Here is a 25,315-nt window from a genome sequence, read left to right on the forward strand (position 1 = left end):
GTTAACAGAGAAACCTCTGTATCAATGCTTCAATAAGGAATTTCCCCGCGAGGGAATGATCCTTCACAGTGAAGCTCTGTTACCGTGGCTTCCCTACCGATTTGCCGTCGCCACAATTGTCGATTGACCTGCCACCGTCAAGGCGCTTCTTTCGGGGCAGGGGGGCAAGCCAATGAGCGGCATGGTTTTTGGGATCGACCTTGGCATCGCATCTTGCGGATGGGCGGTTCTCCGCCAGCCACAGCGCGACGGAGACCCCGGCGAGATCGTCGATCTCGGCAGCTGGATGTTCGACGTGCCGGAAACCGACAAGGAGCGGACGCCGACCAACCAGGTCCGTCGCGGTAATCGCCTGCTGCGCCGCGTGATCCGGCGGCGGGCGCAGCGGATGGTAGAGATCCGCCGTTTGTTCCACGATCACGGCCTGCTGGCCGGGCACGCACCCGAAGCGCTGAAGCGGGCCGGGCTCGACCCGTGGGATCTGCGCGCCCGCAGCCTGGACAAAGTGCTTGAACCCGCCGCACTCGCCGTAGCCCTCGGTCATATCGCCAAGCGGCGCGGCTTCAAATCGGCGGCCAGGCGCAAGGAGGCCAATACCGCCGGCGACGACCAGAAAATGCTGAAGGCGCTGGAAGCGACGCACGAGAGGCTGGGCCGCTATCGCACGATTGGCGAGATGTTCGCTCGCGACCCTGATTTCGAGTCCCGGAAACGCAACCGCGACGGGATGTTCGATCGCACCCAGGGCCGCGATGATTTGCTGCACGAAGTCGGCGAAATCTTCAAGGCGCAGCGCCGCCTCGGCAGCGCGCTGGCAACGGCCGAACTGGAACAGGCCTTCACGGCAATCGCCTTCCGCCAACTGCCAATACAGGACAGCGAAAGGCTGGTCGGCCTGTGTCAATTCGAGCCGAAGGAGAAGCGCGCCGCCCGGTTCGCACCCTCATTCGAACGCTTCCGCCTGCTCCAACGGCTGACCAATCTCCGGGTCGTCACGGTGGAGGGGGAACGGCCACTGACCGCCGACGAGATCGCGGCCGCGGCGGCGGACCTCGGGCGTACCGCGAAGCTTTCGGTGAAGGAAGTACGCAAGCGGATTGGCCTTGCCGCCGATCACCGCTTCGCCGCCTTCAAGGCCGACGAGGAGGATCGCGATATCATCGCCCGCACCGGCGAGGCGCTGCACGGCACCTACCGGCTGCGCAAGGCGCTGGGTGAGGGGCTTTGGGCGGAGATGCTTCCCGGGCAGCTTGATGCGATCGCCCACGCCCTGAGTTTCTTCGAGACGCAGGACGTGATCCTGAAGGAACTGGACAAGCTTGACCTGCCCGCCGGGGTGCGGGACGCGATCGCGACGGGCCTCGATGCCGGCGCGTTCGCCCGCTTCAAGGGCACCGGCCATATTTCGGCAAGGGCGGCGCGCGCGCTGCTTCCGCATCTCGAGGCGGGCCTGCGCTACGATCAGGCATGCACGAAGGCAGGCTATGACCATGCGGCAAGCCGCTGGGCGAAGCGCGAACAGGTGGCCGACAAGGCGGCGTTCAACCGACTCGTCACCGACATGGGCGCGGAGATCGCCAACCCGATCGCCCGCAAGTCGCTGACCGAGGCGCTCAAGCAGCTGTGGGCGATGCGCAACCGCTGGGGCCTGCCCGACGCTATCCATATTGAACTGGCGCGCGATGTCGGCAACAGCCTTGAAAAGCGCCGCGAAATCGAACGAGCGATCGAGAAGAATACGGCGGCGCGCGAACGCGAGCGCGGCGAAGCGCGCGATCTGCTCGGGATCGACGACGTTAGCGGCGACACGCTACTGCGTTACCGCCTGTGGAAGGAACAGGCCGGTCGCTGCCCTTATACCGATGCGCCGATCCCGCCCGGCGCCATCATCGCGACCGACAACAGCTTTCAGGTCGATCATATCCTCCCCTGGTCCCGCTTCGGGGATGACAGCTTCGCCAACAAGGTGTTGTGCGCGACCGCGGCCAATCAGCGCAAAAAGGGGCAGACGCCCTGTGAATGGATCACCGCCGCACAGGGCGAGGAGGGCTGGGCGACATTCGTGGCGCGGATCGAGGGCAATGCCGCCTTCCGCGGGCCGAAGAAGCGCAACTATGTGCTGAAGAATGCGAAGGAGGCGGAGGAGCGTTTCCGGGCCCGCAACCTCAACGACACCCGTTATGCGGCACGACTGCTCGCCGAGGCGGTGAAGCTGTTTTATCCGGAGGGCGAACGGCAGGACAAAGGCGGCGTGCGGCGGGTGTTCACGCGCCCCGGCGGCCTCACCGCCGCGCTGCGCCATGCCTGGGGCGTCGAAGCGCTGAAGAAGCGGGACGGCAAACGCGTCGATGACGCCCGCCACCATGCGCTCGACGCGCTGGTGGTCGCCGCGATCGGCGAAGGGGAGGTCCAGCGTCTCACCCGATCCTATCAGGAATGGGAGCAGCAGGGGCTGGCGCGGCCGCTGCGCCGCGTCGATCCGCCATGGGGCGATTTTCACAGCTTCCGACGCGAGGTGAAAGACGCTTATGACGGGATTTTCGTGGCCCGTCCGGAACGCCGGCGTGCGCGCGGCGAAGGCCATGCCGCGACGATCCGTCAGGTCAGGGAACGCGACGGCGCGGCAGTCGTGTTCGAACGCAAGGCGATCGCCGATCTTTCGGAAAAGCGCCTGGCCGATATCAAGGATCCGGAACGCAACCAGGCGATAGTGGAGGCGATCCGCCAGTGGATCGTCGACGGACGCCCCGCCGACAGGCTGCCCCGGTCACCCGCGGGCGACGAGATCCGGAAAGTGCGGCTGCGCACGAAAGGCAAGCCCGCCGTTCAGGTGCGCGGCGGTGCGGCGGATCGTGGAGAGATTGTCCGGGTGGATGTGTTCACCAAGCCCAACAAGAAGGGCAAGAACGAATTCTATCTCGTGCCGATCTACCCCCATCAGGTGATGAACAAGGCGGAATGGCCAACACCACCGATGCGGGCCGTGGTGGCGTACAAGGATGAGTCGGAATGGACGCTGCTCGATGAAAATTTCGGATTTCTGTTCAGCCTGTTTCCCCGATCATATGTAGAAGTGACCAAACCAGGCGGTGAGGTGCTCTCTGGATATTTTCAGGGAATGGACCGATCAACTGGCGCGATAAGTCTTTTCAATCATAGGGACTCACGTTCTCTCACCGATGACAGCGGAAATTCGACGCGCGGCATCGGCGCCAAGACGCTGTTAACCATGAAGAAGTATAGTGTGGATCGGTTCGGCAAACGCGCCGAAGTAAAATCCGAGGTCCGCACATGGCATGGCGTGGCTTGCACATATCCAACCCCGCCCGGCTGAGCCACCGCAGCCGCCAGATCGTCGTCGATCCTGAAGGCGGAAGCGAGATACTGACCTTCCCGGTCGAGGACGTGGCCTGGATCATCCTCGATACGCCGCAAGTCACGTTGACCGGATCGCTGTTGAGCGCGCTGGCCGAAAATGGCGTCGCCATGGTCGTGCCGGACGCCAGGCACCATCCCGCCGGGATGCTGTTGTCCTTCCATCAGCACCATGCGCAATCGGCGATTGCCCATAGCCAGATCGCGATGACACAGCCGCTCAGGAAGCGGCTCTGGCAGAAGCTGGTCGTCGCAAAGATCGAAAATCAGGCGGCGGTGCTGCGCGGCATCGGCCACGATTATGCCGATACGCTCTCCGCCATGGCCGCGCGCGTCGGCTCGGGCGATCCGGACAATCTGGAGGCCCAGGCGGCGCGCGCTTACTGGCAAAGGTTGTTCGCAGATTTCTGGCGACATGATGAAGACCGGCGCAATGGCCTGCTCAACTATGGCTATGCGGTCGTCCGCGCGGCGCTCGCCCGTGCCTGCGCCGCGTCGGGGCTGCTCCCCGCGTTCGGCGTCCACCATCGTTCACGCGCAAATCCATTCAACCTGGTCGACGACCTGCTCGAACCATTCCGCCCGGCGGTCGACCGCTTGGCGCGTCTCCGTGCGCTACAGGAGGAGCGCGACGAGCTCGACGTGGCGGATCGCAGGCATATGGCAGGCATCCTGGGTGAGAATATCGCAATTGGCGAGGAGCACCTGACCATGCTCGCCGCAACGGAGGCGGTGGCGGCCAGCCTTGTCCAGGCGATTGACGGCGGCAACGCAGCCTTGCTCAACACACCCGCGCTGCCGCTCGCCCGACGCGGCTGACATGCAAGCCGATGAGGTCCGCTTCATGTGGCTGATGGTTTTCTTTGATCTGCCCACCCGCACCAAGCCGCAACGCCGGCGGGCAAACCGCTTCCGCCAGTTCCTGAAAAAGGACGGCTACATCATGTTGCAATTCTCGGTTTACGCGCGGGTCTGCCGGGGGCAGGATGCTGTCGACAAGCATGTCCGCCGGGTACGCACCAGCCTGCCCAAGGAAGGCAGCGTCAGAACGCTCCAGGTGACCGACAGGCAATATGGTAGGATGGAACTGATGCTCGGCATTGCGCCAAAAACCGAAGAAATCGGCTCATCCCAGATGGTTCTGCTGTGATTTCGGCGGCGTTTGATCCGCGAAAATCACAGCAGTTCCAATCCGTTACCGCAGAGGCAGCCTACCATCGGCAAATCGGTAGGGAAACCACGGCCGGGCAAGACGGTTGGGCGACGCGCGTTTGAGCCTACCATCGGCAAATCGGTAGGGAAACCACGGCGAAGTTCGCCGGGTCTACGCACGCGCTTTCAGCCTACCATCGGCAAATCGGTAGGGAAACCACGGCCCTATGTCCGTAACAACCCGGACGTGGCCGAGCCTACCATCGGCAAATCGGTAGGGAAACCACGGCAGTGATGACTGACATCGCAACGATAGCGGCAGCCTACCATCGGCAAATCGGTAGGGAAACCACGGCCGAACGTCGCCCTGTAACAACAGCCCTGAAAGCCTACCATCGGCAAATCGGTAGGGAAACCACGGCAGCCCGCTGCAAAGGCGGATTCCGCGACGCAGCCTACCATCGGCAAATCGGTAGGGAAACCACGGCCCGAGTTGCTCGACAGCCAACGCGCTTTAGAGCCTACCATCGGCAAATCGGTAGGGAAACCACGGCGTATCTGTGCGCCAGTCGTACATTGTTGACAGCCTACCATCGGCAAATCGGTAGGGAAACCACGGCCCTTCCACGCGTCAAGCTCACCTTCGAACCAGCCTACCATCGGCAAATCGGTAGGGAAACCACGGCTTTGGCGAAGTCCGCCCACATATGCGCGCAAGCCTACCATCGGCAAATCGGTAGGGAAACCACGGCCGCGGCGAGACCCACGTCAACAACCTGCTGAGCCCACCATCGGCAAATCGGTAGGGAAACCACGGCGCCCATCCCGAGCTCGCGCTTGTAGCGCATAGCCTACCATCGGCAAATCGGTAGGGAAACCACGGCGATTCTTGCCGCGATGGCGGCGGCCCAGGCAGCCTACCATCGGCAAATCGGTAGGGAAACCACGGCACTCGCTGCGAGGGGACGGGGAGAGGAAGGAGCCTACCATCGGCAAATCGGTAGGGAAACCACGGCCCCCCAGGGCGCATAGCCAAGCCGGCCCACAGCCTACCATCGGCAAATCGGTAGGGAAACCACGGCAAGATATCACACAGGCGGTATTGCTGGAGGCGGTATTGCTGGTTAGCCTACCATCGGCAAATCGGTAGGGAAACCACGGCGAAACATTCGATGCGCCAGATCCAGATGATAGCCTACCATCGGCAAATCGGTAGGGAAACCACGGCCTATGTTGACGCGCAGTTCGGTTTGGCCAAAGCCTACCATCGGCAAATCGGTAGGGAAACCACGGCCCAGCGGACGGACGCATATGGGCAAGCGGCAGCCTACCATCGGCAAATCGGTAGGGAAACCACGGCCCTGTGCGCCCGCGCGAGGATGACCATAATAGCCTACCATCGGCAAATCGGTAGGGAAACCACGGCTCCTTTTACGCGATGAGGGCAGTGAGCCCGGAGCCTACCATCGGCAAATCGGTAGGGAAACCACGGCGTAGATGATCGCTTCGTCCACCGTCTCCCCAGCCTACCATCGGCAAGCCTGCACGGGCTATTCCAGCCCTCCTCCCCCCGGTATCAACGTCACGCCGCACGTCGGAGGGAATAATCACCGCCTTCGGCCGCGACATGTCCCAGCCTCGTGAGGGCCGACAATGTGGCCCCGATGCGCGGCAGCGCCTTGTGGCCATTGCTATAGCGATCGGCAATCGCTTCCGCCGACAGCAATGGAGCGGACCGAAGCGCCTCCAGCACAGCCGCTGTCTGACCAATCGCATCGCGTGGAAATGCTGGCTTGCGAATACTGGACGAAGAATGATGCGCCGCGATCCGATCGGGCACGTCGACCTTCAGGCCGAGCTGTTCGATACCCGCGCGGCCGAGCTGATAGTCCGTCCGAAGCCAACGGACGATGCCGTTGCGTTCTTCCTGATGGCGAGCGGCATTCAACGCGACAAGCCTGGCCACGATATCCTCATCGGCGAGATCCGTCGGCCAGCCAAAAGCCTCGGCCACCACCCGATCCAGGTGGGCATGAAGCGCGCAGATGATATCGATGCGCCCGCGGACTCTCTGATCCTGTTCCACCATATCGAGCGGCTCGTGACGTTCGATCTTGTCGCGCAGATTGTAGAGGCCGGTCAGCGTCAGATCGCCCTGCACGGCCAGAACCGTCTTGCGTGTGCTGTCCAGCTCTTCGGCGACATCGGCAATCCGGGCGCGAAGGGCCGCTGTTGCTTCCGGGAAGGGAAAAGGATCGAACGTTCTGGACTTGGAATAGCGGGAATCATTGCCGACACCCAACCAGCCTCCCGCGCGCAGCGCCCAAGTGACATGTATGCGCGATGACAGGACTCCCAGGTGGAAAGCGTCGTCGGATGCAATGCATACTAGCATATTGTCGGGCAGAATGGCCGCGTCGAGGAACTGGAAAACCCGATGCTTGGCCGTTTCCACGGTTGCGATATAACGCGGCAGCCCTTCGAGGGCCGGTCGTAAGTCCCGCCGCGGCTCTCCGAAAATCCACCAATTATCGCGATAGGTCGCACGATTATTGGTATCGCGTTCGGGCTTCACCCTGCGCCACACATGCCCAAATACGTCAGGAAAACGGCGGCGCACGGTCGCCTCGTCGAGACCGAAAAGGTCGATCACCATCGCCCCTCTCGCCCGGCCGGCAAGGTCACGTCCGTTGCGATAAGGGCGGATATGGCGTTCCAGTCCATCAGCCCGGCCGAGCCCGAGATGCTCCGCCTCCTGCGGACTGACGATGAAGCCTGCGCCGTGAAGAGACACGCCGCGCGAGCCAAGGCCCCCATTCGCGCGAAGAGCAACTACCTCCATGAGGTTTGCACCAATGGTCAGGTCGGCGTTGATCCGGCCATCCGTCACGGTCATCGAAATGACCGGCTGATCGCTGTCGAGCGCCACTTCGGCGACGACGGTGCGCAATTGCCCATCGCCAGCGCCGGCTTCCGCCACCGTCATCGCGATCCGCACGGCCGCGGCATCGCGACTGGCCTTGGTCCAGGGATGGTCGGCGATCGCTAGGACCAGGTGGAGCGGCACACGCCCCTCTATCCGCTTCGCGATCACGCGGCGGCTGAACTCCTGTGTGATCGAGTTGGTCGTGACGAAGCCGAATCTTTTGAGGCGCGTGCCCTTCTGCGTCAGCAGCTCCGCCGCCCGATCCCACCAGTACATCACGAAATCGGCCGAGCGATTGATATGCGGGTGCGCGCGCCACAAGGCTTCGACATAGCCCGCGGGCAAACGCGACCGCAGATCCTTGCCGCCGATGAACGGAGGGTTGCCGACGATATAATCCGCCTCGGGCCATTCCGGCGGGCGGGCATTGGGTCGCTCCGTCCCGCTTCCGTCTGCCTTGGGACGCTCTGGATCGTGGGCCAGCACGGCATCGCGGCAGGCGATATTGCCGAAGCTCTGCAGCACCGGATCGGAGATGGCGCCGCCGCCGCGCAGATGCCATTGCAGATAGCCCAGCCACAGCACCAGCTCGGCAATGGCGGCAGCGCGCGGATTGATCTCCAGACCCAGAAAATTGCGCGGATCGACGCTCATCGTCTCCAGCGCCAGCGCCTCCTGGCCACCCAATGCGGCCAGCGTTTCGAGCACCTCCCCCTCGAGCTGCTTCATCAGTTCCAGCGCGACATAGAGGAAGTTACCGGTGCCGCAGGCCGGGTCTAGCACGCGCGTCTGGGCCAGCTGGGCGTGAAATTCACGCACCGCGCCGATCGCCCGCCCCGGATGATCGACGCGCTCCCGCTCGACCGTGCCCAGCACCACCCTCTCCCACTGGGCGCGAAGCGGAGCGATCACCGTAGCCACCACCAGCTGCTCGACATAAGCTCGCGGGGTATAATGCGCCCCCAGCTGCCGGCGATCGCCGGGGTCGAGCGCCTGTTCCAGCAGCGTGCCGAAAATGGCGGGCTCGACTTGCGTCCAGTCATGCCGGGCGGCGGCCAGCAATTCGCCAATATCCTCGCGCTGGAGCGGAATCGCGGATGCATCGGCGAACAGCTTGCCGTTGAAATGGCGGACAGGCCGATGGAGCACAGGCGAGAAGCCACCCTTGTCCATCACGCGCCACAAATCTTCGAGCAAGGGCGCAAAGCTGGCAGGGGTGGCAGTCGATTCCTCCAGAAGCTGGGTGAAGCAGCCGCGTTCGAGCAGACCGACATCTTCGGAGAACATCGTGAACAGGCAGCGCATCAGAAAATGCGCGACCTTCTCCGGCGCGTGCCCCCGATCCTCCAGCGCCTTGCTGACCTTCGCAAGCCGCCGCGCAATCTCGCGCGTAACCGCGGCGGACTTGCGCGCGGGGTCCAGGCTGTGCGGATCGAGCCAAATAGCGCGCAACATCCGCCGCACCGCTTCGTCACGCAGATCGTCGAGATAGATACGAAAGCCCGCGCGATCCGGGAACTGCCGGTAATTTTTACCCTGCCCCGAAAAGTCGGCGAACAGTTCGAGACAATGGCCGACGTCGCAGATGATGAGAAATGGCGGCCAGCCATGATCCGGCTCGAGCGCGCGGGCATATTGCTCCGCCTGCTCTCGCGCGTTGTGCATCAGCACGTCCCAGTTGCGCGCCGCGTTCCGTCGGCCCAGAATTTCGGGCTCCGCAAAGGCCGGCAGCGGAAGTTGGGCAGCCGGTACCTGCACCTCCTTCGCCTGGTTTTTCCACCGGCTCTGCTTGGCTTCGAGCACAAAACAGCCGCGCCTATACAGGTCGATGCGACCGATGCTTTCCTTTCCGTCCCGATCCGTCCGACGTACCGCGCGCTCGAAAACGTAATCATTGCGATCACGGGTCGCTTCTGCGGGATCAGGGCGTGGCAAGTCGAGAAGGTCGACCAGTTCAACCAGGAACAGCGCATAGTTGGCGCGCTCTGCGCCACCTTCACCGCCCCGCCAGCGATCGATAAACGACTCGACCCGATCAGCCTTATCCATGCCGTCTAAGACACGGTATCTTTATTTATAAATGGTAATCGGGCTGTTTTAATCGCACGACCATGCAAGTTGACACGGTGCTTACCTGCTAAATTATCTTGCAGGTAGTGCTTCATGACGTGAATGTTGTTCCGTCAGTATTCCGCCAAAATGGGCTTGTGAAAGCGATTGCCAAGCCGCCTCCACCACGGCGGGAGGGCTTGCCATTGCGGAGTTTCGCCTAACGCCGTGTAGATCTCGGAATCTCGTTCTTCGTCACAGCCAATCCGATGGAGTGCATTCCTGATATCCGACTTCGTCAATGGCGGTGGCGCCTTTTCGGTGTGGCGACGCGCGAATGCGAAGAGCGAAGATGCCAACGCATCAATTTCAGCGGCGTCCAGAATCAACTCTCCCACCAGCGAACGAAACACGCTGGGGCTAACCACAAGGCCGTTCATACGAGCGGAAAGCACCTGCATCCGGCTAGCGATATCGGCGAGCCGATGTGCGATCTCCTCTTTCGACGCGGCTTCGATCATACGCTCAATCGCGGCGATAATCTGATCAGATGCCACGGGCGGCGTAAATTCCAGATGCGGGCCGCGTCCACGATAAAAGTAGAACATCGGCCGCAGCTCGGCGCCAGCGCGCCCCGCATAAGCGCAGATCGCGCTGAGGGTGAGCGGCAAGGTCGATCGCGCGGCGGCATGACGACGTCGAAGGCGCCGTCGTTCCTGCCGCCCCGACTGCGTCACCTGCCAAAGCAAAAGGGGCACACCTGCTCCGGTAATCAGGATGCCAAGCTGCTCCTTGTTAACAGCAATCCATTCCCAGAAAGTCATAGGATCTTTGCTACCATTCCAGCCCGATGACGCGCCCGATCGCGCGGACCTGTTGCAGAGCGTGCTGCTGTTGCTGCGGGCTGAACGAGCGGGCCATGCGCATCACCGTCTGATCAATGCTGCGGATAAGCTGGTCGGGGCTGCGGACATGCACCGGGCGCGCAATCGCGCCAACCCCAAGCTTCTCGGCGACGCGCAGTTTCTGCTGCAATTTGTCGACGCGTTCGATCCGCTTTGAGGCGCGCGCGATCTTACGCGCGAGGGTACGACGACGGCCCAGCAACGGCTTGGCAGCCGCGTGGGAGCGATCGACCTGGGCGAGCACATAGGCCCTGCCCTGCTCACTGCCCAGCCATTGTTCGCGCAGCCGAAGACCGGCCTTGGCGCGGGCAACGTCGCGCCGCGCCCGATCGATCGCGTGGACCTCGCGGATCTTCGCCCAGATCATCCGCTGCGGATTTTTGACCCAATGCGCGAGCTGCATCCGGCGCGTGGACAGGCGCTGGACGCGCTCACGGGTGGCGCTCAAGTCGCGCTCGGCCTGAGCCAGCCTTGTCCGCGCCGGATCGAGGATCGCGCGACGCACCTCATAGGGCTTCAGGACCGCCGGCTTACCGATCGCAGCAACTTCGGCCTGCCATTTCGCGCGCTCGGCCACCATCGCATCGCGCAACGTTCGCAGCTCGGCCTGCAGACTTTGCGGCGACGATGGCTGATGCGGCGTGCGGCGGACAAGCTCGTCTTCGATCTCGCGTTTGCGGACCTTCCACGCCGCACGTTCAGCGTTCGCCGCGTGGATGTCGCGGTTGATGTCGCCGCGTTCACTGCGCTCACCCTTGCGCTCGATCGCGCTCGCCGTGGGGCCGAGATGCTGCATCGGTTCGCGATCCACACCCTGCCCATCAAGGCTCAGATGCGTGACCTGCGGCGTATCGGGGCCAAGGTGCCGACGAAGATGCCGGTTCTGGATTTCCGCCCATTGTTCGCGCCAATCCCGCAGCAGATCCCGGTGGTTCCAGTCCCGCTCCTTCTAGCCGAAACTTTCGCCCGCGATTGCGCGCGTGGTGAGCAGGATATGCGCGTGGAAATTGCGCTCGTCGCCGTGCCTGTCGGGCCGATGCAACGCGATATCTGCGATCATGCCGCGATCGGTGAACGCCGTTCGGGCGAAATCGCGCACGAGCTCGAGGCGTTGCTCGAAGGTCAATTCGTGGGGCAGCGAAAGCTGCACCTCGCGCGCGACCTGGGCGTCGGAACGGCGCTCCACCGCCTCGACCGCGTTCCACACAATATGCCGATCGGCGAAGCGCGCGGGCGCGCCTTCGGGCAACAGGATCTCGCTATGCTCGACGCCATCGCGACGCGCATAGTCGAACGGCATATCGAGGCGCTCGTCGTGCAACCGTTCGCCGGCACGATAGGCCGCCGCCGCGACCGCACTGCGGCCGTCCCTCCGGCTGATCACCTGCGCCGAGAACCGATATTGCGCCACGCGCCCCCTGCCCTGCCTTCCATTCCCTACCGCAGCGCACGCGCTGGATCGCTAAGGGGCTTCCCCTTGGCCGCCCGACGTTGCGAAGCAATGTATAAGTGCGCCCTTTATCAGGGAGATGGGATCGGGACCAGCGCTTTACTCGTCTGGCCTGAACAGCAACCGCAGGCCAGTGCGATAGGCATCCGTCGCATTCGCGGCGTGGGTTCCGCCGTCGATCGTGACGGGGTGCATCGTCCATGACCGATCGGTGCGAGCATTCCAGGCCGCGAACCAGGCAAGGGCGTTGGCGCGGCTCCTGGGGTTGTCCGCGGTGCCGCCGGTGACGATCGGGCTTAGATCGGCGCGGGCGCCTTTCGCGCCAGAACAGGGCGCGGCCGACGGCGAAGGACCAGTTGCTCGCGATCCGGGCTCGGCACAGGCCGAATAGAGCTGAAAGCGTCTCACCATGCGGTCACCTTCTGATTACCGCTGAGCGATCATGCTTCCGGCACCATCAAAAGCATCAAGGATTTGCCGAACGCGCAATTTCCTTTAGCGAGCGGTCGATCGGATCGGCCCAGCCTGCTTTGCCCATGGCTCGGGCGCTGTCCAGCGCGTCCTCGAGCAGGAAGGGGTCGAACCTTTGGAGCGCCGCCATCAGCGCCTGCGCTTGCGCCAGATCCTTGGCGCGTTTGAGCCGGTGGGCGCCTTCGCGCCGCTGCGCCAGGATCAGCTTGTGGACCGCAAAGCGCGCCGGCTGCGGGATGGTGACGGGGATGCCCGCCCCCCACAAAGCGACACTCGCCACCGGATCGGCGATCAGCCAGGCGAGATGCTGGAGCGGCGCGGCCCCTGCCTCCAGTGCCTTCAGCGGCTTGGGATTGGGATCCGCCCGGCTGCGTTGCGGCGTGACGAGATCGACCAGATAGCCGTCGCCGCTGCGGAAGCGAGAGGCGGGGTTGCCCGGATCGAGCGGCATGATCGCCTGGAAACTGGGATCGGCCCGGCGCAGGATCGCCTCCATCCGCTCGGGCGGATCGGCCGACAGCGCAAGGCTGGCGGTCGCCAGATCGAGATCGCCCGTCATCAGCGTCGGCGCCGGCAGCAAGTGCCCGACAAGCGGCCCGCTCATCATGTAAGCCGCCGTCCCCACCAGCACCGCCCCGCCGCGGAACAGCCCGGCATAAGCGATCGCGTCGAGCGCGGCGCCAAGCCGGCGATCGGGCCCGGCCAGCCCGCCACGCTTGAGCATCGCCACCAGCGACCGCCGTTCGCGCGCCTGCGCGGCCCCCTGCCGCATCGCCTCGGCCAGCGCCACCGCGGCGGCATCGTCAGCGCGGCCGAGGAACCGGTCCACGCGCGTCGTGCCGACGGGCAGCTTGGCATAAAGATAGGTGATGCCATCACGTGTCCGCTCATAGACCGAGCCGGCGGGGTCCGTCGTTTCGGCCTGCTGCAGCAGCTCCGCGAACAGGGTCTGCAGCGGTGCGGCGATGGATCGGCCTGTCATACAGACCATATACCACAATTCGTCTGTACAATCCAGATGCCTGCTGGGGACGGCCCGGCGATCATCCCGATCGGGATGATTGGGTGAAAGGTTGGCCCAAATGCTCTGATCTTTCCCGATCAGGAAAGATTCTCTACCAAATGCGGCGAAACCCGTATATCTTCCCGCTCGGTAACATGATGACCACCATCCCCTCCCCTCAGGCGCTCGGCGCCGCGGTGCGCACTGCGCGCAAGGCCGCCGGGCTGCGCCAGGATGAACTGGCGGGCGTCGCCGGCGTCGGCACGCGCTTCATCGTTGAGTTGGAGGCCGGAAAGCCGACACTCCAGCTGGGCAAGGTGCTCGCAGTGCTCGCGGCGCTTGGCCTGACGCTCCATCTCGACGGCGGACCGGCATGAGCGCGGCGACGCTCTGCGTCTGGTGGGACGGGGCGATCGCCGGGCGGCTGTATCAGGACGCGCATGGCGATCTCGGCTTGCCATGCGGATCGGCCGCGCCGGCACGATCGACGAGCTTGACGGCGAAGCCTGGGCGCGCTTTGCGACGGATGCCGGCATCACTTTTCCCTTCTTCCGCCGCCGGGTGAGCGCGCTGACGGAGCGCATCGAGGCAGCGATCGCTGGCGGCGAGGATGTCGCGGACGTGGCAGAACTCCGCGAGCGGACGATGCTGCGGGCACGACTGGTGTGGCAGACGACGGGCTGATTGAATCAATCGCCCCGCATTGATTCAGACAAGTCGTGAGGCGGGGTTGAGCGTCAGGTTTAAATCGATCGTATGTCGACAATCGCTAACCTTGCCTGTCCTGTCCATCTTGAGGCGATCGACAGCGCGCGGAATATGGCGCGGGGCTATTCGCTGTGGATGAGCCGGGATCTGTTTGGTGAGTGGGTCGTCGAAACGCGGTGGGGGCGGATCGGTGCCAGGGGACAGAGCCAGGTCGTGAGTTTCGTCGACGGGGCTGCCGCGCGGGCCTATGTGCGGAGCGTGCTACGGCGACGCGCCGGGCTTCGGCGGCGGGGGGGAGTGGGCTATCGGTTGGTCGCCCCCTGCCCTTTTTCTCCCTCTTCCATGAAACTGGAAAATCTCATGGGGTTAGAGGGTTTAATAGAAGGGTTAGAAGGTTAAGCCCCGCGCGATCCGGCCAAAGCCCGCGCTTATCAACGAGTCGCGACAGATGATGCGTTCCTGATGTGTCGGCGAACCGTCCCCGAAGTGTCGAAGTCAGCGTTCCCGATGTGACGGGGATGTGTTCCTGATAGATCGAAGGCTGTTCCCGGAGTGTCGATAGCCGGCAACGGCCTTCGACGGATTGAATCAGTTTCGACCCGCTCCTTGCGAACTTCGTTCAAAGCCGGATCGGGTAATACATGTAAAACATGTTCAACATGTTTCACGGGCAGCGCCGGTTCAGGGTCTCGACATTTCAGGAACGGGACGGCGGCATCGTCCGCCTCCGCGTGGGCGCGATCAGCCCCGCAAGCTGTAGCGGTTCTTTTCGTGATAGCGGCGGACGAAGCCGATGAAGGCTTTCTGGTAGTTGACGGGCGTGCGTTTCGGATCGGCGCCGAGCCAGTCGCGGAACTGCTGATGGAGGGTCTGATAGTCCCAGCCCGGGCATTCGGCGCGGAGCGTGGCGAGGGTGGCGTCGGTCAGCTCGCCGGCGGTGGCGCGGGTGGCGAGGCTGGTGACGCTGCGGCGAAGCAGCGCGCCGGCGGCGGCGCGATCGGTGGGCGAGAGGGGAGCGGGGATTTCGGCGAGCGCTGGTTTCGTCGAGCGGCCCCACCCCAACCCCTCCCCTTCAGGGGAGGGGTTTAGCGTGGCTGGCGCCTCGCCGCCCTGCCCTGCTCCGCCCCTTTGCGCAGCCTGCTGGCCTTGTTCGGTCGACGGGGCTGTCGTCACACGCTTGATAGGGAGGGATTTGGCGGCGGTCGCCCCCTGCCCTGCCCCGCACGCGTCGGCCTCGGGCCGCCGGCGCATCCGTAAAGAAGGCTCGCTTTTGCCCTCGGCCTGCTCGATCGCGAGGGTGAAGCCGGGCAGCGGATCGCGCTCGGCGATCTTGAGCAGCTCGAACTTGAAGCGGCGATACTGGTCCTCGGCGCCCGATTTCTCGAACAGTGTCGGCATCGAAATGGCGAAGCCCGCCTCCCCTGCCCCGCCGGCATGTTTGCGCGCGACCTTGTAGAGCCAGCGTTCGCGCCCGCCGGTGAGATCGAAATAAGCGCGGTCGATCGACAGCACACCGCCCTGCATGAGGACGCCTTCGTAGAACCAGTTGGAAAGCTCGATCGTCATGCCATGCGAGCGCTCGGTCTTTTCGTCGACCAGCTGGGTCCAGCCATCGAGCCAGCTGAAGGTCGCCTCGCGGCGGTTCTCGGCGCGGATATTGGTCTTGATCGTGGTCGAGACGAGACGATCGAGCGATAAGCGCGGCCCGTGGTCGGGCGGTGGATCGCGCGCAAGAGATCATATGGCATCAGATGGAGCTTGCGCGGGATATCGTTGCGGCCGCGCCGGTGCATGTCGGCGAGCACGCTGGCGCAATAGATCAGGATATCGGCATCCCAGATCGTCGCCATGCCATAATCGGGATTCGCCGAGACATGGACCCACGCCTTGCCATCGGGCGAGATGTAATCGATCGGCTTGACCCGCTTCCTTCGACACGCGGGACGGGCCACGATCCGCGCGGTCGCGATCCGGGCGCACGCCGGGGCCTGCGGACTCCCGCTCCCGAAAAACCGCCCTGTTCCGATCCATTTCCACCCGCGCCTCATCGCTCCTGACGATCGGGCAACGATGGAGGCCGATAGGGGTTCCGGCCGGCCATCGCAGCGGGCCGGCCCTTCACCGGAATCCGGGGGACGAAATCTGCCGCTGGGCCGGCGCGGCGGGCCGACCCAGCGGAGCGCGGATCAATCGTGCTCGCGGCCGCCGGCGCCCATATAGAGCTCGCCGCCGGTTTCCTTGAACACCTTGCTCATCTCCGCCATGCCGGCCTCGGCGGCTTCCGCCGCGAGGAAGCTGTCCGCCGGCTGGTTCTGCTTGGCGGCGAAGTCCCGCACCTCCTGGGTGATCTTCATCGAGCAGAATTTGGGGCCGCACATCGAGCAGAAATGCGCGGTCTTGGCGCCTTCGGCCGGCAGCGTCTGATCGTGATATTGCTCGGCCGTGTCGGGATCGAGGCTGAGGTTGAACTGGTCGCGCCAGCGGAATTCGAAGCGGGCGCGGGACAGGGCATCGTCGCGAAGCTTGGCGGCGGGGTGGCCCTTGGCGAGGTCCGCCGCGTGGGCGGCGAGCTTGTAGGTGACAACGCCGACCTTCACGTCATCGCGATCCGGCAGGCCCAGATGCTCCTTGGGCGTCACGTAGCAGAGCATTGCCGTGCCATACCAGCCGATCATCGCCGCGCCGATGCCACTGGTGATATGATCATAGCCCGGCGCGATATCGGTGGTGAGCGGCCCGAGCGTGTAGAAGGGCGCCTCCCCGCACGCTTCGAGCTGCTTGTCCATATTCTCCTTGATCTTGTGCATCGGCACATGGCCGGGGCCTTCGATCATCACCTGCACGTCCTGCTCCCAGGCGCGCTTCGTCAGCTCGCCCAGCGTGTAGAGCTCGGCGAACTGGGCTTCGTCGTTCGCGTCGGCGATCGAGCCGGGGCGCAGGCCGTCGCCCAGCGAATAAGCGATGTCATAGGCCTTCATGATCTCGGTGATCTCGTCGAAATGCTCGTAGAGGAAGCTTTCGCGATGATGGGCGAGGCACCATTTCGCCATGATCGATCCGCCCCGGCTGACGATGCCGGTGACGCGCCTGGCGGTGAGCGGGATATAAGGCAGGCGGACGCCGGCATGGATGGTGAAATAGTCCACGCCCTGCTCGGCCTGCTCGATCAGCGTATCGCGGAAGATTTCCCACGTCAGGTCCTCGGCGATGCCGCCGACCTTCTCCAGCGCCTGATAGATCGGCACGGTGCCGATCGGCACGGGCGAGTTGCGGAGGATCCATTCGCGCGTGTCGTGGATGTTGCGGCCGGTGGAAAGGTCCATGACGGTATCCGCGCCCCAGCGGATCGCCCAGACCATCTTCTCCACCTCCTCCGCGACCGAGGAGGCGACGGCGGAATTGCCGATATTGGCGTTGATCTTGACCAGGAAGTTGCGGCCGATCGCCATCGGCTCGCTTTCCGGGTGGTTGATGTTGCTGGGGATGATGGCGCGGCCGCGCGCCACTTCGTCCCGCACGAATTCGGGGGTGACGTAATCGGGGATCGAGGCGCCCCAATCCTGCCCGTCGCGGACGAGCTTGTCCTTCAGCATCTCGCGCCCGAGATTTTCCCGCACCGCGACATATTCCATCTCGGGCGTGATGATGCCGCGTTTCGCATAATGCATCTGGCTGACATTGGCGCCGGCCTTGGCGCGGAGCGGGCGCTGGCGGACATTGGGGAAGGGTTGGACGGCGCCGTTCCGGCCGATGGCGCCCGAAAGGCCGTTATCCTCCGGCTTCACCGCGCGGCCGGCATATTCCTCCACATCGCCCCGGCCGCGAATCCAGTCGCGCCGCAGCTCGGGAAGGCCGGCCATGATGTCGATGCGGGCCTGCGGATCGGTATAGGGGCCGGAGCAGTCATAGACGCGCAACGGCGGCTCGCCCGAGGACGGCTCCAGATCGATCTCGCGCATGGCGACGCCGAGAGGGCCGACATGGATCTTGCGGCTGCCGCGGATGGGGCCGGTCGTGACCGTCATCTCGGTACGCGCGGGGATATCGGCCATGATGCAACTCTCCGTTCGGGGCGACCCATGACGGACGAGAGTTTGCGACCCTTCGCGCTCGCGCCGGACGCTCCCTCCCTACGCCGGTGTCAGCCGGATCAGGTTCAGCGGGTCGCGGCCGGACAGCCGCCTCTCAACCGCGTGCGCGCGGTCCCCCGGGGATGGGCCGGTTCTAGGCGCACGCGGCCGCAGGGTCCACCCCCGCATTACGGTTGCGATTTATGCAATCGTACCCCATCTTTTCGCACTTGCAACATCACCTTCGCAGTCGCAAAAAGGACGGGCCTTTCAGGCATCCTCTCCTAAAGACTTTCGGGTCGGCCCTTCGGGACCGACCCTTTTTTTGCCCGCAGGGCAGCGAAGCGGCGGGCCCGCGCATATCCGGCATTTTGCGGCACCGGCATCATCGGTGTAAGGCTCCACCCCGCATGGTATCGACGAAGCATTGTGATCTGGCGATCGCCGGGGGCGGGCTGGCCGGGGGGATGATCGCGCTGGCGCTCGCCATGCGGCGGCCCGAGCTGCGCGTGGTGCTGGTGGACCAGGGCGAGACGATCGGCGGCGAAGGCCACATCTGGGCCTTCCGCCATGACGATGTGGCGGATGCGCATCGCTGGCTGCTCGCCCCGCTGGTGGGCCATGGCTGGCGGGGCTACGACATCGCCCTGCCCGGCCGCAGGCGCCGTTTCGGCACGCCGGTATATGCCGTCCATTCCGAGCGGCTGGACGAGGCCGTGCGCCGGGCGATGCCCGCCCACACCATCCTGACCGGCAGGAAGATCGTGGCGGCGAACAAGACGACGCTGCTGATCGACGGCGGCGATCGGGTGCAGGCCAAGGCGGTGATCGACGCGCGCGGCGCCGGCGACCTGAAGCGGCTGGACATCGCCTGGCGGACCTGCGTGGCGGAGACGCTGCGCCTCACCGAATCCCATGGGCTGGAACGGCCGATCTGGGTGGACGCCACGATCGACCAGTCGGCCGGCCCGCGCCACCTGCGCATCCTGCCGCTGGACGCGGACATCGTGCGGATCGAGGACGTGGCCCTTGCGGACACCCCCGAGGCCGATGGCGAGGCGAGCGGCGCGCGGATCGCCGAATATGCCGCCGCGAAAGGCTGGACCGTCGCCGAGACGCAGCGGAGCGAGGCGGGCGCCCTGCCGCTGGCCCTGGGCGGCGATTTCGACGCTTATTGGCAATCGGGCGCCAAGGACGTCGCCAAGGCGGGCCTGCGCGCCGGCCTGTTCCACCCCGCGACCGGGCTTTCGCTGCCCGATGCGGTGCGCACCGCCGCCTTCGTCGCCCATCTCGGCAATCCGGCCTCGCGCACCGTGCACGAGGCGATGCGCAACTTCGCCCACGAAAGCTGGGACGCGCGGCGCCCCTATCGCCTGTTCGCCCGGATGCTGATGCAGGCCGCCGATGCCGATCGCCGCGCGGCGCGGTTCCGCCGCTTCCACGAAGGACGGCGGACGATGATCGAGCGGTTCCACGCCATGCGATCGACCCGCGCCGATCGCTGGCGCCTGATCGCCCGCTGCCGGCTGCCGCTGGGGCAGATGCTGGCGGCGATGCGCGATGGGAATAGCGGACACGCCGGAGGGCGGGCATGAGGACGGCGGCCGTGATCGGCGCCGGCTTCGGCGGGCTGGCGCTGGCCATCCGCCTGCAATCGGCCGGCGTGGACACCACCCTGATCGAGGGGCGCGACCAGCCCGGCGGCCGGGCCTATGCCTGGGAGAAAGGCGGCTTCATCTTCGATGCCGGCCCCACCATCATCACCGATCCCGATTGCCTGCGCGAGCTGTGGGCGCTTTCCGGCCGGGTGATGGACGCGGATGTCAGCCTGCTGCCGGTAAGTCCCTATTACCGGCTGAACTGGCCGGACGGCACCAGCTTCGACCATGCGGCCGATGAGGCGCAGCTGATGCGCGAGATCGCCCGCATCTCCCCCGCCGATGCCGCCGGCTACCAGCAATTCCTGCAATATGCCGCCGGAACCTATGCCAAGGGATATCTGGAATTCGGCCATGTGCCTTTTCTAGACATGGGCGCCATGGCGAAGGCGTTACCGATGATGGCACGATATCAGGCATGGCGGTCGCTGCACGCCATGGTTTCGCGCTATGTGAAGGACGAGAAGCTGCGCCAGGCCTTCAGCTTCCAGACGCTGATGCTGGGCGGCAACCCCTTCACCGCCACCGCGCTCTATGCGCTGATCCACAAGCTGGAGAAGGATGGCGGCCTGTGGTTCCCGCGCGGCGGCACCAACCGGCTGGTGGCGGCGATGGCGGCGCATTTCCAGCGGCTGGGCGGCACGCTGCGGCTGGGCGATCCGGTGGTGCGGATCGAGACGCTGGGGGATGCCGCGACCGGCCTCGCCACCGCCAGCGGCTGGCACCAGGAATTCGGCGCGATCGCCAGCAATGCCGATCCGGTGCACAGCTATCGCGACCTGCTGGGCCACACCGTGCGCGGGCAGAAGGCCGCCCGCGCGCTGGAGGCCAAGCGCCATTCGCCGTCCGCCTTCATCCTGCATTTCGGGGTGAAGGGAAGCTGGCCCGGCATACCGCACCACATGATCCTGTTCGGCCCGCGTTACGAAGGGCTGCTGAAGGACATCTTCGAGCATGGCGTGCTGGCCGAGGACATGCTGATCCTGCTCAACCACCCGACCGTGACCGATCCGAGCCTGGCGCCCGAGGGCTGCTCCGCCTTCCAGGCGGTGGTGCCGGTGCCGCACCTGGGCAAGCTGCCGATCGACTGGAACCGGACCGGGCCGATCCTGGCGCAGCGCATCCTGGCGGAGATCGAGCGGCGGCTGATGCCGGGCCTGGCCGATCGGGTGATGACCATGTTCCATTACATGCCGACCGACTTCGCCGCCGACCTGAACGCGCATATGGGCACCGGATACGGGCTGGAGCCGACGCTGCTGCAGGGCGGCTGGCTGCGCGTGCACAATCGCGACGACCGGATCGCCAACCTCTATTTCGCCGGGGCCGCCACCCATCCGGGCGCGGGCATCCCCGGCGTGCTGGGATCGGCGAAAGCCACCGCCGCGCTGATGCTGGCAGACATGGCCTGAGCCTTCTCCGCCCCATTCGCCCGCTTATCCTTTCCACCTGACAGGACCTGTATGAAACGCCTTGCCGTCTATTGCGCCTCCAGCCTGGGCAACGACCCGATCTTCGCCGATGTCGCCCGCCATGTCGGCCGCACGCTGGCCGCGCGCGGGATCGGCCTGGTCTATGGCGGCGGGCGGCTGGGGCTGATGGGGCTGGTGGCCGATGCCGCGCTGGAGGCGGGCGGCGAGGTGATCGGCGTGATCCCCGAGGTGCTGCGCGACGCGGAGGTCGCCCATACCGGCTGCACCGAGCTGCACATCGTCGCCAACATGCACCAGCGCAAGGCGATGATGACCGACCTTGCCGACGGCTTCGTCACCATCCCCGGCGGCATCGGCACGATGGACGAGCTGTTCGAGGCGCTGAGCTGGGCGCAGCTCGGCTATCATGCCAAGCCGTGCGGGCTGGTGAACGTGGCGGGATTCTACGACCATCTCACCGCCTTTCTCGACGGCGTGGTCGCGGCCGGGCTGCTGCGGCCGGCGCATCGCGCCAATCTGGTGGAGGCGGGCACGATCGAGGAGCTGCTGGACAAGTTCGCCGATCACAAGATCGCGCCCAGCGTGGTGCAGATGGTGCGGCGCGACCTGTGATATTGTCGGCCTATCTGCTGCTGGCCGGCGCGGCCGTGCCCGAGATTTCCGATTTCGCGCGGCAGGGCGAATTCGCCGTCCAGCAGATCATCACCGACGACGCCGCGGCGCTGCTGCGCGAATGGAACGGGCCGGACCATGCGGGGCGGCCGCCGATCATCGACCGGATCGGCCGGGAGAAGGTGGTGGACAGCTTCATCGTCTTCACCGGCTGCACGCCCAATCCGGTCAACCAGTGCAACGTGACCGCCGATTTCACGCTGATCGGGCCGCAGGGGCAGGTCTATGCCCGGCATCGCGACACCGAATTATGGGTGGGCAAGGCCCCGCCCGCCGGCGGCGCGCTGACCCTGTCGGACGCGTCGCTCGGCATCTTCATCGACCCGGAGGATCCGGCGGGGGATTATGTGGTGCGCGCCAGGGTGACCGATCATGTCGCCGGCATCACGCTGCGCACCGAAAAGCGGCTGACCGTGGTGGAGGGCGACTGACTCCCTCCCGGATTTGCCGGCGGGGGCGGCCCTTCAGGCCGCCCGGTCGCTCGCCAGCCAGCCTGTGAGCAGATAGAGCAGGATCATCGCCGGACCGCACAGGCAGACCGTGAGCAGGATCGCGCCGACCCGGACGAGCAGCGGATCGATCCCGGTATAGTCGGCGAAGCCGGCGCAGACGCCCATCAGCTTGCCTTCGCGCTTGTTCAGATAATAACGGCTGGTCATCGTCTTTTCCCTTGAGAAGATATGGCGGCCGATCAGCAGCGGGGCGCTTCGATCGGCGCAGCGCGGACGGGGGCGACAGCGGCGGTGACGCAGGCTGCGCTCAGCATCAGCGCGCCGACCAGCGAAACCAGAACCTGCTGGACCTTGGATTTCTCGAACTTGAACATGGCCTTCACTCCCTTATGTGGCCGGGCGACGATCCCGCCCGGTGATGCCAGGAACATTGCAGGGAGCGTGCCAACTGCCCGAACCAGCCGGAATGCAGGGAATTTTCCCCTTCACGGGCATTTTCACTGGAAAATATCCGCCTGATGTTGGCTAATTTCACCTATAGACGGCGAATTCCACATATCGCCCGAAGCGTGCCGCCCGCAACCGTCCGATAGCGGACACCGGCTGTCCGGTTCCGATCAGGCCGGCAGGCGCGGCCCTTTGCCGCATCGCATCATGGCTGTTATGAGGACGGCCCGCCGCACAGCGACGAAAGGGCCCGGATGAAGCTCGCTTATCTGATGAACACCTATCCGGTGACGAGCGGCACCTTCATCCGGCGGGAAATCGCAGCCATCGAGCAGACCGGGGTTCCGGTGACCCGCTTTGCCGTGCGGCGCTGGACGGAGGCGCTGGTCGACCCGCTCGACCAGGCGGAACAGGCCAGGACCCGTTACCTGCTGAGCGGCAATGCCGCGGGGCTGGTGCTGGCGATGCTGGCCGAGCTGCTCACCCGGCCGCATCGCGTGGCCCGTGCATTGCCGGCCTGGGCGGGGCTGTGGCGGGCCGGCGGCGGCTTCGTCCGCCATGTCGCCTATCTGATGCAGGCGGCCGCGCTGCGGCGGCAAACGGCGGCGGCCGGCATCACCCATGTCCATTGCCATTTCTGCACCAACGCCGCCGCCGTGGCGATGCTTTCGCGGCTGATGGGCGGGCCGGCCTACAGCTTCACCGTGCACGGGCCGGACGAGCTGGTGGACCTGCCGGCGCAGGGCATCGCCGCCAAGATCGCCAACGCCGCCGCCGTGATCGCGATCACGCGATACTGCCAGGGGCGGCTGCGCGAACATGTGAGTGCGGATCTGTGGCCGCGCATCCACATCGTCCATTGCGGGCTGAAGCTGGAGGATTTCCCCGACACCGCCGGCAATCCCCGCGGCGAGACGCTGGTCTGCGTCGGCCGGCTCTGCCCGCAAAAGGGGCAGGTGCACATCCCCGCCGCCGTCGCCGCCGTGCGCGGGCGCTTTCCCGGCCTGCGCGTGATCCTGATCGGCGACGGCGAAAGCCGCGCCGCGATCGAGGCCGAAGTCGCCCGCCATGGCGTGGGCGACATGGTGGCCCTGGCCGGGTGGAAATCCAATGCCGAGGTGCGCGCCGCCATCGCCGATGCGCGCGCCCTGCTGCTGCCGAGCTATGCCGAGGGGCTGCCCATCGTCATCATGGAAGCCTTCGCACTCCGCCGGCCGGCGCTTTCCACTACGATCGCCGGCATCCCCGAGCTGGTCGACGCGGAATGCGGATGGCTGGTGCCGCCCGGCGACCATGACGCGCTGGTGGCGGCGCTCGCCGATGCGATGGCCGCTTCCCCCGAAAGGCTGGCGGCGATGGGCGCCGAGGGCCGGGCACGGGTGGAGGCCCGGCACGATCTGGCGGCGATCGCCCCGCGCCTCGTCTCCCTGTTCGCCGCATAACGCTTCGTCGATCCCGCGGCACGGGACGTCGACGGGCATGGGCTGGTTGCCTACCGTTCAGGTGGAGATCGCCATCAGGACCGCATCAACAGAACCGAACATTGCAAGGGGACTGATATCATGCGGAAATTGATGCTAGCGCTGGGCGCCGTTTCCCTCGCGCTGCCGGCGGCGATGACGCTGCCGACCGAAAAGGCCGAGGCCCGGAAGCATCATCGCTACAAGGAATGGCGGGGCCGCGACGGCCGCACCTATTGCCGCAAGTCGAACGGCACCACCGGCCTGATCGTGGGCGGCGCGGGCGGCGCGCTGCTGGGCCGCGCGGTCGATACCGACGGCGATCGCACCACCGGCACGCTGCTGGGCGCGGCCGCTGGCGCGCTGGTCGGCAAGGCGGTCGATAGCAAGCGCACCTGCCGTTGATGGGGTGCGCCTGACGGCGGCCGTTGATGGGATGCGCCTGACGGCGCATGGCGGCGGCCCCCGCTTTCCCACCCGGCTACCCAACGGCAGTTCTTATGGGTGGCGGGGTGAGGGAGCGGCTGGCACCGCACGCAAAATGCGCCCTTGCGCGCGTCTTGCCGATCAGGCCGGCGGCGCGAGTTCGGCCGGCGCGTTGTGGAAATAGCTCTTCTGTTCGCGCCGTTCGGCGATCCGCCAGCCCTTTTCGGTGCGGACCAGCTTGTCGCAATACCAGAGGCCGACGAAGAACACCTTGTCGTTGCCGGGCACTTCGGTGCCGTCCGGGAACATGATCATCGGGTTGAACAGGATCGTCCGCGCGGTGGCCTTGTCGCCGTCCAGCTTCAGCTCGGTCGTGGCGACCATGTGCTGGAAGCCCTTGAACTTCTTCATCGCCTCGCCCAGCCAGGCCTGAATCTCGCGGAACGGCCCGCGTGATCCGCCGACCTCGGTATAGTCGATGATCGCATCCTCGGTGAACACGTCGTCCAGCCCCGCCCAGTTGCGATCATCGATCGCGAAGGAATAGCGGGCGAACAGGTCCTGTATTTCGAGGCGGTCGGAAATCTCCTGCAGGCTGAGCATCGGCATCCCTCTTCCGTTTCGCATTTTCGATGGCCGGACCATAGATGGTCCAATG

At 65.3% G+C, this 25,315-nt stretch carries 21 protein-coding genes, 2 pseudogenes, 1 CRISPR repeat array and 1 riboswitch; of the genes and pseudogenes, 12 read left to right on the plus strand and 11 right to left on the minus strand.

The window, feature by feature from the left end; genetic code table 11:
- Window positions 1–172: 172 nt before the first annotated feature.
- The 3 genes from cas9 to cas2 are packed head-to-tail and all read left to right on the plus strand — an operon-like array spanning window position 173 to window position 4,525.
- Window positions 173–3,334, plus strand: coding sequence for a type II CRISPR RNA-guided endonuclease Cas9 (cas9, locus tag G432_RS07835; RefSeq protein WP_015458289.1), 3,162 nt, complete (start codon window positions 173–175; stop codon window positions 3,332–3,334).
- Window positions 3,307–4,194 (plus strand): type II CRISPR-associated endonuclease Cas1, encoded by an 888-nt coding sequence (gene cas1, locus G432_RS07840; RefSeq protein WP_202192030.1) that lies wholly within the window; start codon window positions 3,307–3,309, stop codon window positions 4,192–4,194. Before cas9 ends, cas1 begins: the two co-directional genes overlap by 28 nt.
- A gap of 1 nt (window position 4,195) precedes the next feature.
- Entirely contained in the window at window positions 4,196–4,525 is a 330-nt protein-coding gene (cas2, locus tag G432_RS07845; protein ID WP_015458291.1) for a CRISPR-associated endonuclease Cas2, read from the plus strand.
- Between the two features lie 58 nt (window positions 4,526–4,583).
- Window positions 4,584–6,020: direct repeats of the CRISPR family, unit length 36 nt; unit sequence AGCCTACCATCGGCAAATCGGTAGGGAAACCACGGC.
- Between the two features lie 89 nt (window positions 6,021–6,109).
- Here the strand turns inward: cas2 and G432_RS07850 are convergent.
- From G432_RS07850 to G432_RS07870, 6 genes and pseudogenes are all read right to left on the minus strand, one after another.
- Entirely contained in the window at window positions 6,110–9,502 is a 3,393-nt protein-coding gene (locus tag G432_RS07850; protein WP_015458293.1) for a class I SAM-dependent DNA methyltransferase, read from the minus strand.
- Between the two features lie 134 nt (window positions 9,503–9,636).
- A complete protein-coding gene (locus tag G432_RS07855; protein WP_015458294.1) occupies window positions 9,637–10,326 on the minus strand; it encodes a hypothetical protein in 690 nt (229 codons plus the stop codon).
- Between the two features lie 10 nt (window positions 10,327–10,336).
- Window positions 10,337–11,203, minus strand: a complete 867-nt coding sequence (locus tag G432_RS07860; RefSeq protein ID WP_236626933.1) for a hypothetical protein — start codon at window positions 11,201–11,203, stop codon at window positions 10,337–10,339.
- Between the two features lie 18 nt (window positions 11,204–11,221).
- Window positions 11,222–11,818 (minus strand): annotated as a pseudogene (mobQ, locus tag G432_RS07865) (MobQ family relaxase); the annotation flags it as partial.
- A gap of 138 nt (window positions 11,819–11,956) precedes the next feature.
- Window positions 11,957–12,268, minus strand: a complete 312-nt coding sequence (locus G432_RS23200) for a hypothetical protein (protein ID WP_144062011.1) — start codon at window positions 12,266–12,268, stop codon at window positions 11,957–11,959.
- Between the two features lie 55 nt (window positions 12,269–12,323).
- Window positions 12,324–13,319: a nucleotidyltransferase family protein gene (locus G432_RS07870; protein ID WP_202192031.1), complete on the minus strand. Its 996-nt coding sequence runs from the start codon at window positions 13,317–13,319 to the stop codon at window positions 12,324–12,326.
- Between the two features lie 167 nt (window positions 13,320–13,486).
- Here G432_RS07870 and G432_RS07875 point away from each other — a divergent pair, with 167 nt between their 5' ends.
- The 3 genes from G432_RS07875 (at window position 13,487) to G432_RS22505 (ending at window position 14,438) form a co-directional block, all read left to right on the plus strand.
- Entirely contained in the window at window positions 13,487–13,708 is a 222-nt protein-coding gene (locus G432_RS07875; protein ID WP_041864841.1) for a helix-turn-helix transcriptional regulator, read from the plus strand.
- A gap of 82 nt (window positions 13,709–13,790) precedes the next feature.
- Window positions 13,791–14,015, plus strand: a complete 225-nt coding sequence (locus G432_RS07880; RefSeq protein WP_015458299.1) for a hypothetical protein — start codon at window positions 13,791–13,793, stop codon at window positions 14,013–14,015.
- A gap of 72 nt (window positions 14,016–14,087) precedes the next feature.
- Complete coding sequence (locus G432_RS22505; protein WP_015458300.1) at window positions 14,088–14,438, plus strand: WGR domain-containing protein; 351 nt, start codon at window positions 14,088–14,090, stop codon at window positions 14,436–14,438.
- A gap of 342 nt (window positions 14,439–14,780) precedes the next feature.
- On the opposite strand, the pseudogene G432_RS07885 reads toward G432_RS22505, so the two are convergent.
- Window positions 14,781–16,087: pseudogene (locus G432_RS07885) on the minus strand (replication initiator protein A).
- Window positions 16,088–16,225: 138 nt separating this feature from the next.
- The gene (thiC, locus tag G432_RS07890) at window positions 16,226–18,091 is read right to left on the minus strand and encodes a phosphomethylpyrimidine synthase ThiC (RefSeq protein ID WP_015458302.1); all 1,866 of its coding nucleotides are present in this window, start codon (window positions 18,089–18,091) and stop codon (window positions 16,226–16,228) included.
- 71 nt (window positions 18,092–18,162) lie between these two features.
- Window positions 18,163–18,253, minus strand: a riboswitch (TPP riboswitch).
- A 266-nt stretch (window positions 18,254–18,519) separates the two neighbouring features.
- Here thiC and crtY point away from each other — a divergent pair.
- Genes crtY through G432_RS07910 form a run of 4 tightly spaced genes read left to right on the plus strand, consistent with a single transcriptional unit; the run spans window position 18,520 to window position 22,303 of the window.
- Window positions 18,520–19,704, plus strand: coding sequence for a lycopene beta-cyclase CrtY (crtY, locus tag G432_RS07895; RefSeq protein WP_015458303.1), 1,185 nt, complete (start codon window positions 18,520–18,522; stop codon window positions 19,702–19,704).
- The gene (locus G432_RS07900) at window positions 19,701–21,179 is read left to right on the plus strand and encodes a phytoene desaturase (RefSeq protein ID WP_015458304.1); all 1,479 of its coding nucleotides are present in this window, start codon (window positions 19,701–19,703) and stop codon (window positions 21,177–21,179) included. The genes crtY and G432_RS07900 overlap by 4 nt, the downstream gene beginning before the upstream one ends.
- A gap of 51 nt (window positions 21,180–21,230) precedes the next feature.
- Window positions 21,231–21,812 carry a TIGR00730 family Rossman fold protein gene (locus G432_RS07905; protein ID WP_015458305.1) on the plus strand — a complete coding sequence of 194 codons (582 nt, stop codon included), beginning with the start codon at window positions 21,231–21,233 and terminating at the stop codon, window positions 21,810–21,812.
- The gene (locus G432_RS07910) at window positions 21,809–22,303 is read left to right on the plus strand and encodes a hypothetical protein (RefSeq protein WP_015458306.1); all 495 of its coding nucleotides are present in this window, start codon (window positions 21,809–21,811) and stop codon (window positions 22,301–22,303) included. Before G432_RS07905 ends, G432_RS07910 begins: the two co-directional genes overlap by 4 nt.
- Before the next feature lie 33 nt (window positions 22,304–22,336).
- On the opposite strand, the gene G432_RS07915 is transcribed toward G432_RS07910, so the two are convergent.
- Both G432_RS07915 and G432_RS24270 read right to left on the minus strand, forming a co-directional pair.
- Window positions 22,337–22,531: a PspC domain-containing protein gene (locus G432_RS07915; RefSeq protein ID WP_015458307.1), complete on the minus strand. Its 195-nt coding sequence runs from the start codon at window positions 22,529–22,531 to the stop codon at window positions 22,337–22,339.
- 32 nt (window positions 22,532–22,563) lie between these two features.
- Window positions 22,564–22,698, minus strand: a complete 135-nt coding sequence (locus G432_RS24270; protein ID WP_269078704.1) for a hypothetical protein — start codon at window positions 22,696–22,698, stop codon at window positions 22,564–22,566.
- 327 nt (window positions 22,699–23,025) lie between these two features.
- Here G432_RS24270 and G432_RS07920 point away from each other — a divergent pair, with 327 nt between their 5' ends.
- Together G432_RS07920 and G432_RS07925 are read left to right on the plus strand one after the other, a co-directional pair.
- The gene (locus tag G432_RS07920) at window positions 23,026–24,213 is read left to right on the plus strand and encodes a glycosyltransferase family 4 protein (protein WP_015458308.1); all 1,188 of its coding nucleotides are present in this window, start codon (window positions 23,026–23,028) and stop codon (window positions 24,211–24,213) included.
- 120 nt (window positions 24,214–24,333) lie between these two features.
- Window positions 24,334–24,636, plus strand: coding sequence for a glycine zipper 2TM domain-containing protein (locus tag G432_RS07925; RefSeq protein WP_041864842.1), 303 nt, complete (start codon window positions 24,334–24,336; stop codon window positions 24,634–24,636).
- 162 nt (window positions 24,637–24,798) lie between these two features.
- On the opposite strand, the gene G432_RS07930 is transcribed toward G432_RS07925, so the two are convergent.
- Window positions 24,799–25,266, minus strand: a complete 468-nt coding sequence (locus G432_RS07930; protein WP_015458310.1) for a nuclear transport factor 2 family protein — start codon at window positions 25,264–25,266, stop codon at window positions 24,799–24,801.
- Between the last annotated feature and the right edge of the window lie 49 nt (window positions 25,267–25,315).

Source organism: Sphingomonas sp. MM-1, from assembly GCF_000347675.2.
Classification (GTDB): Bacteria; Pseudomonadota; Alphaproteobacteria; order Sphingomonadales; family Sphingomonadaceae; genus Sphingomonas_E; species Sphingomonas_E fennica.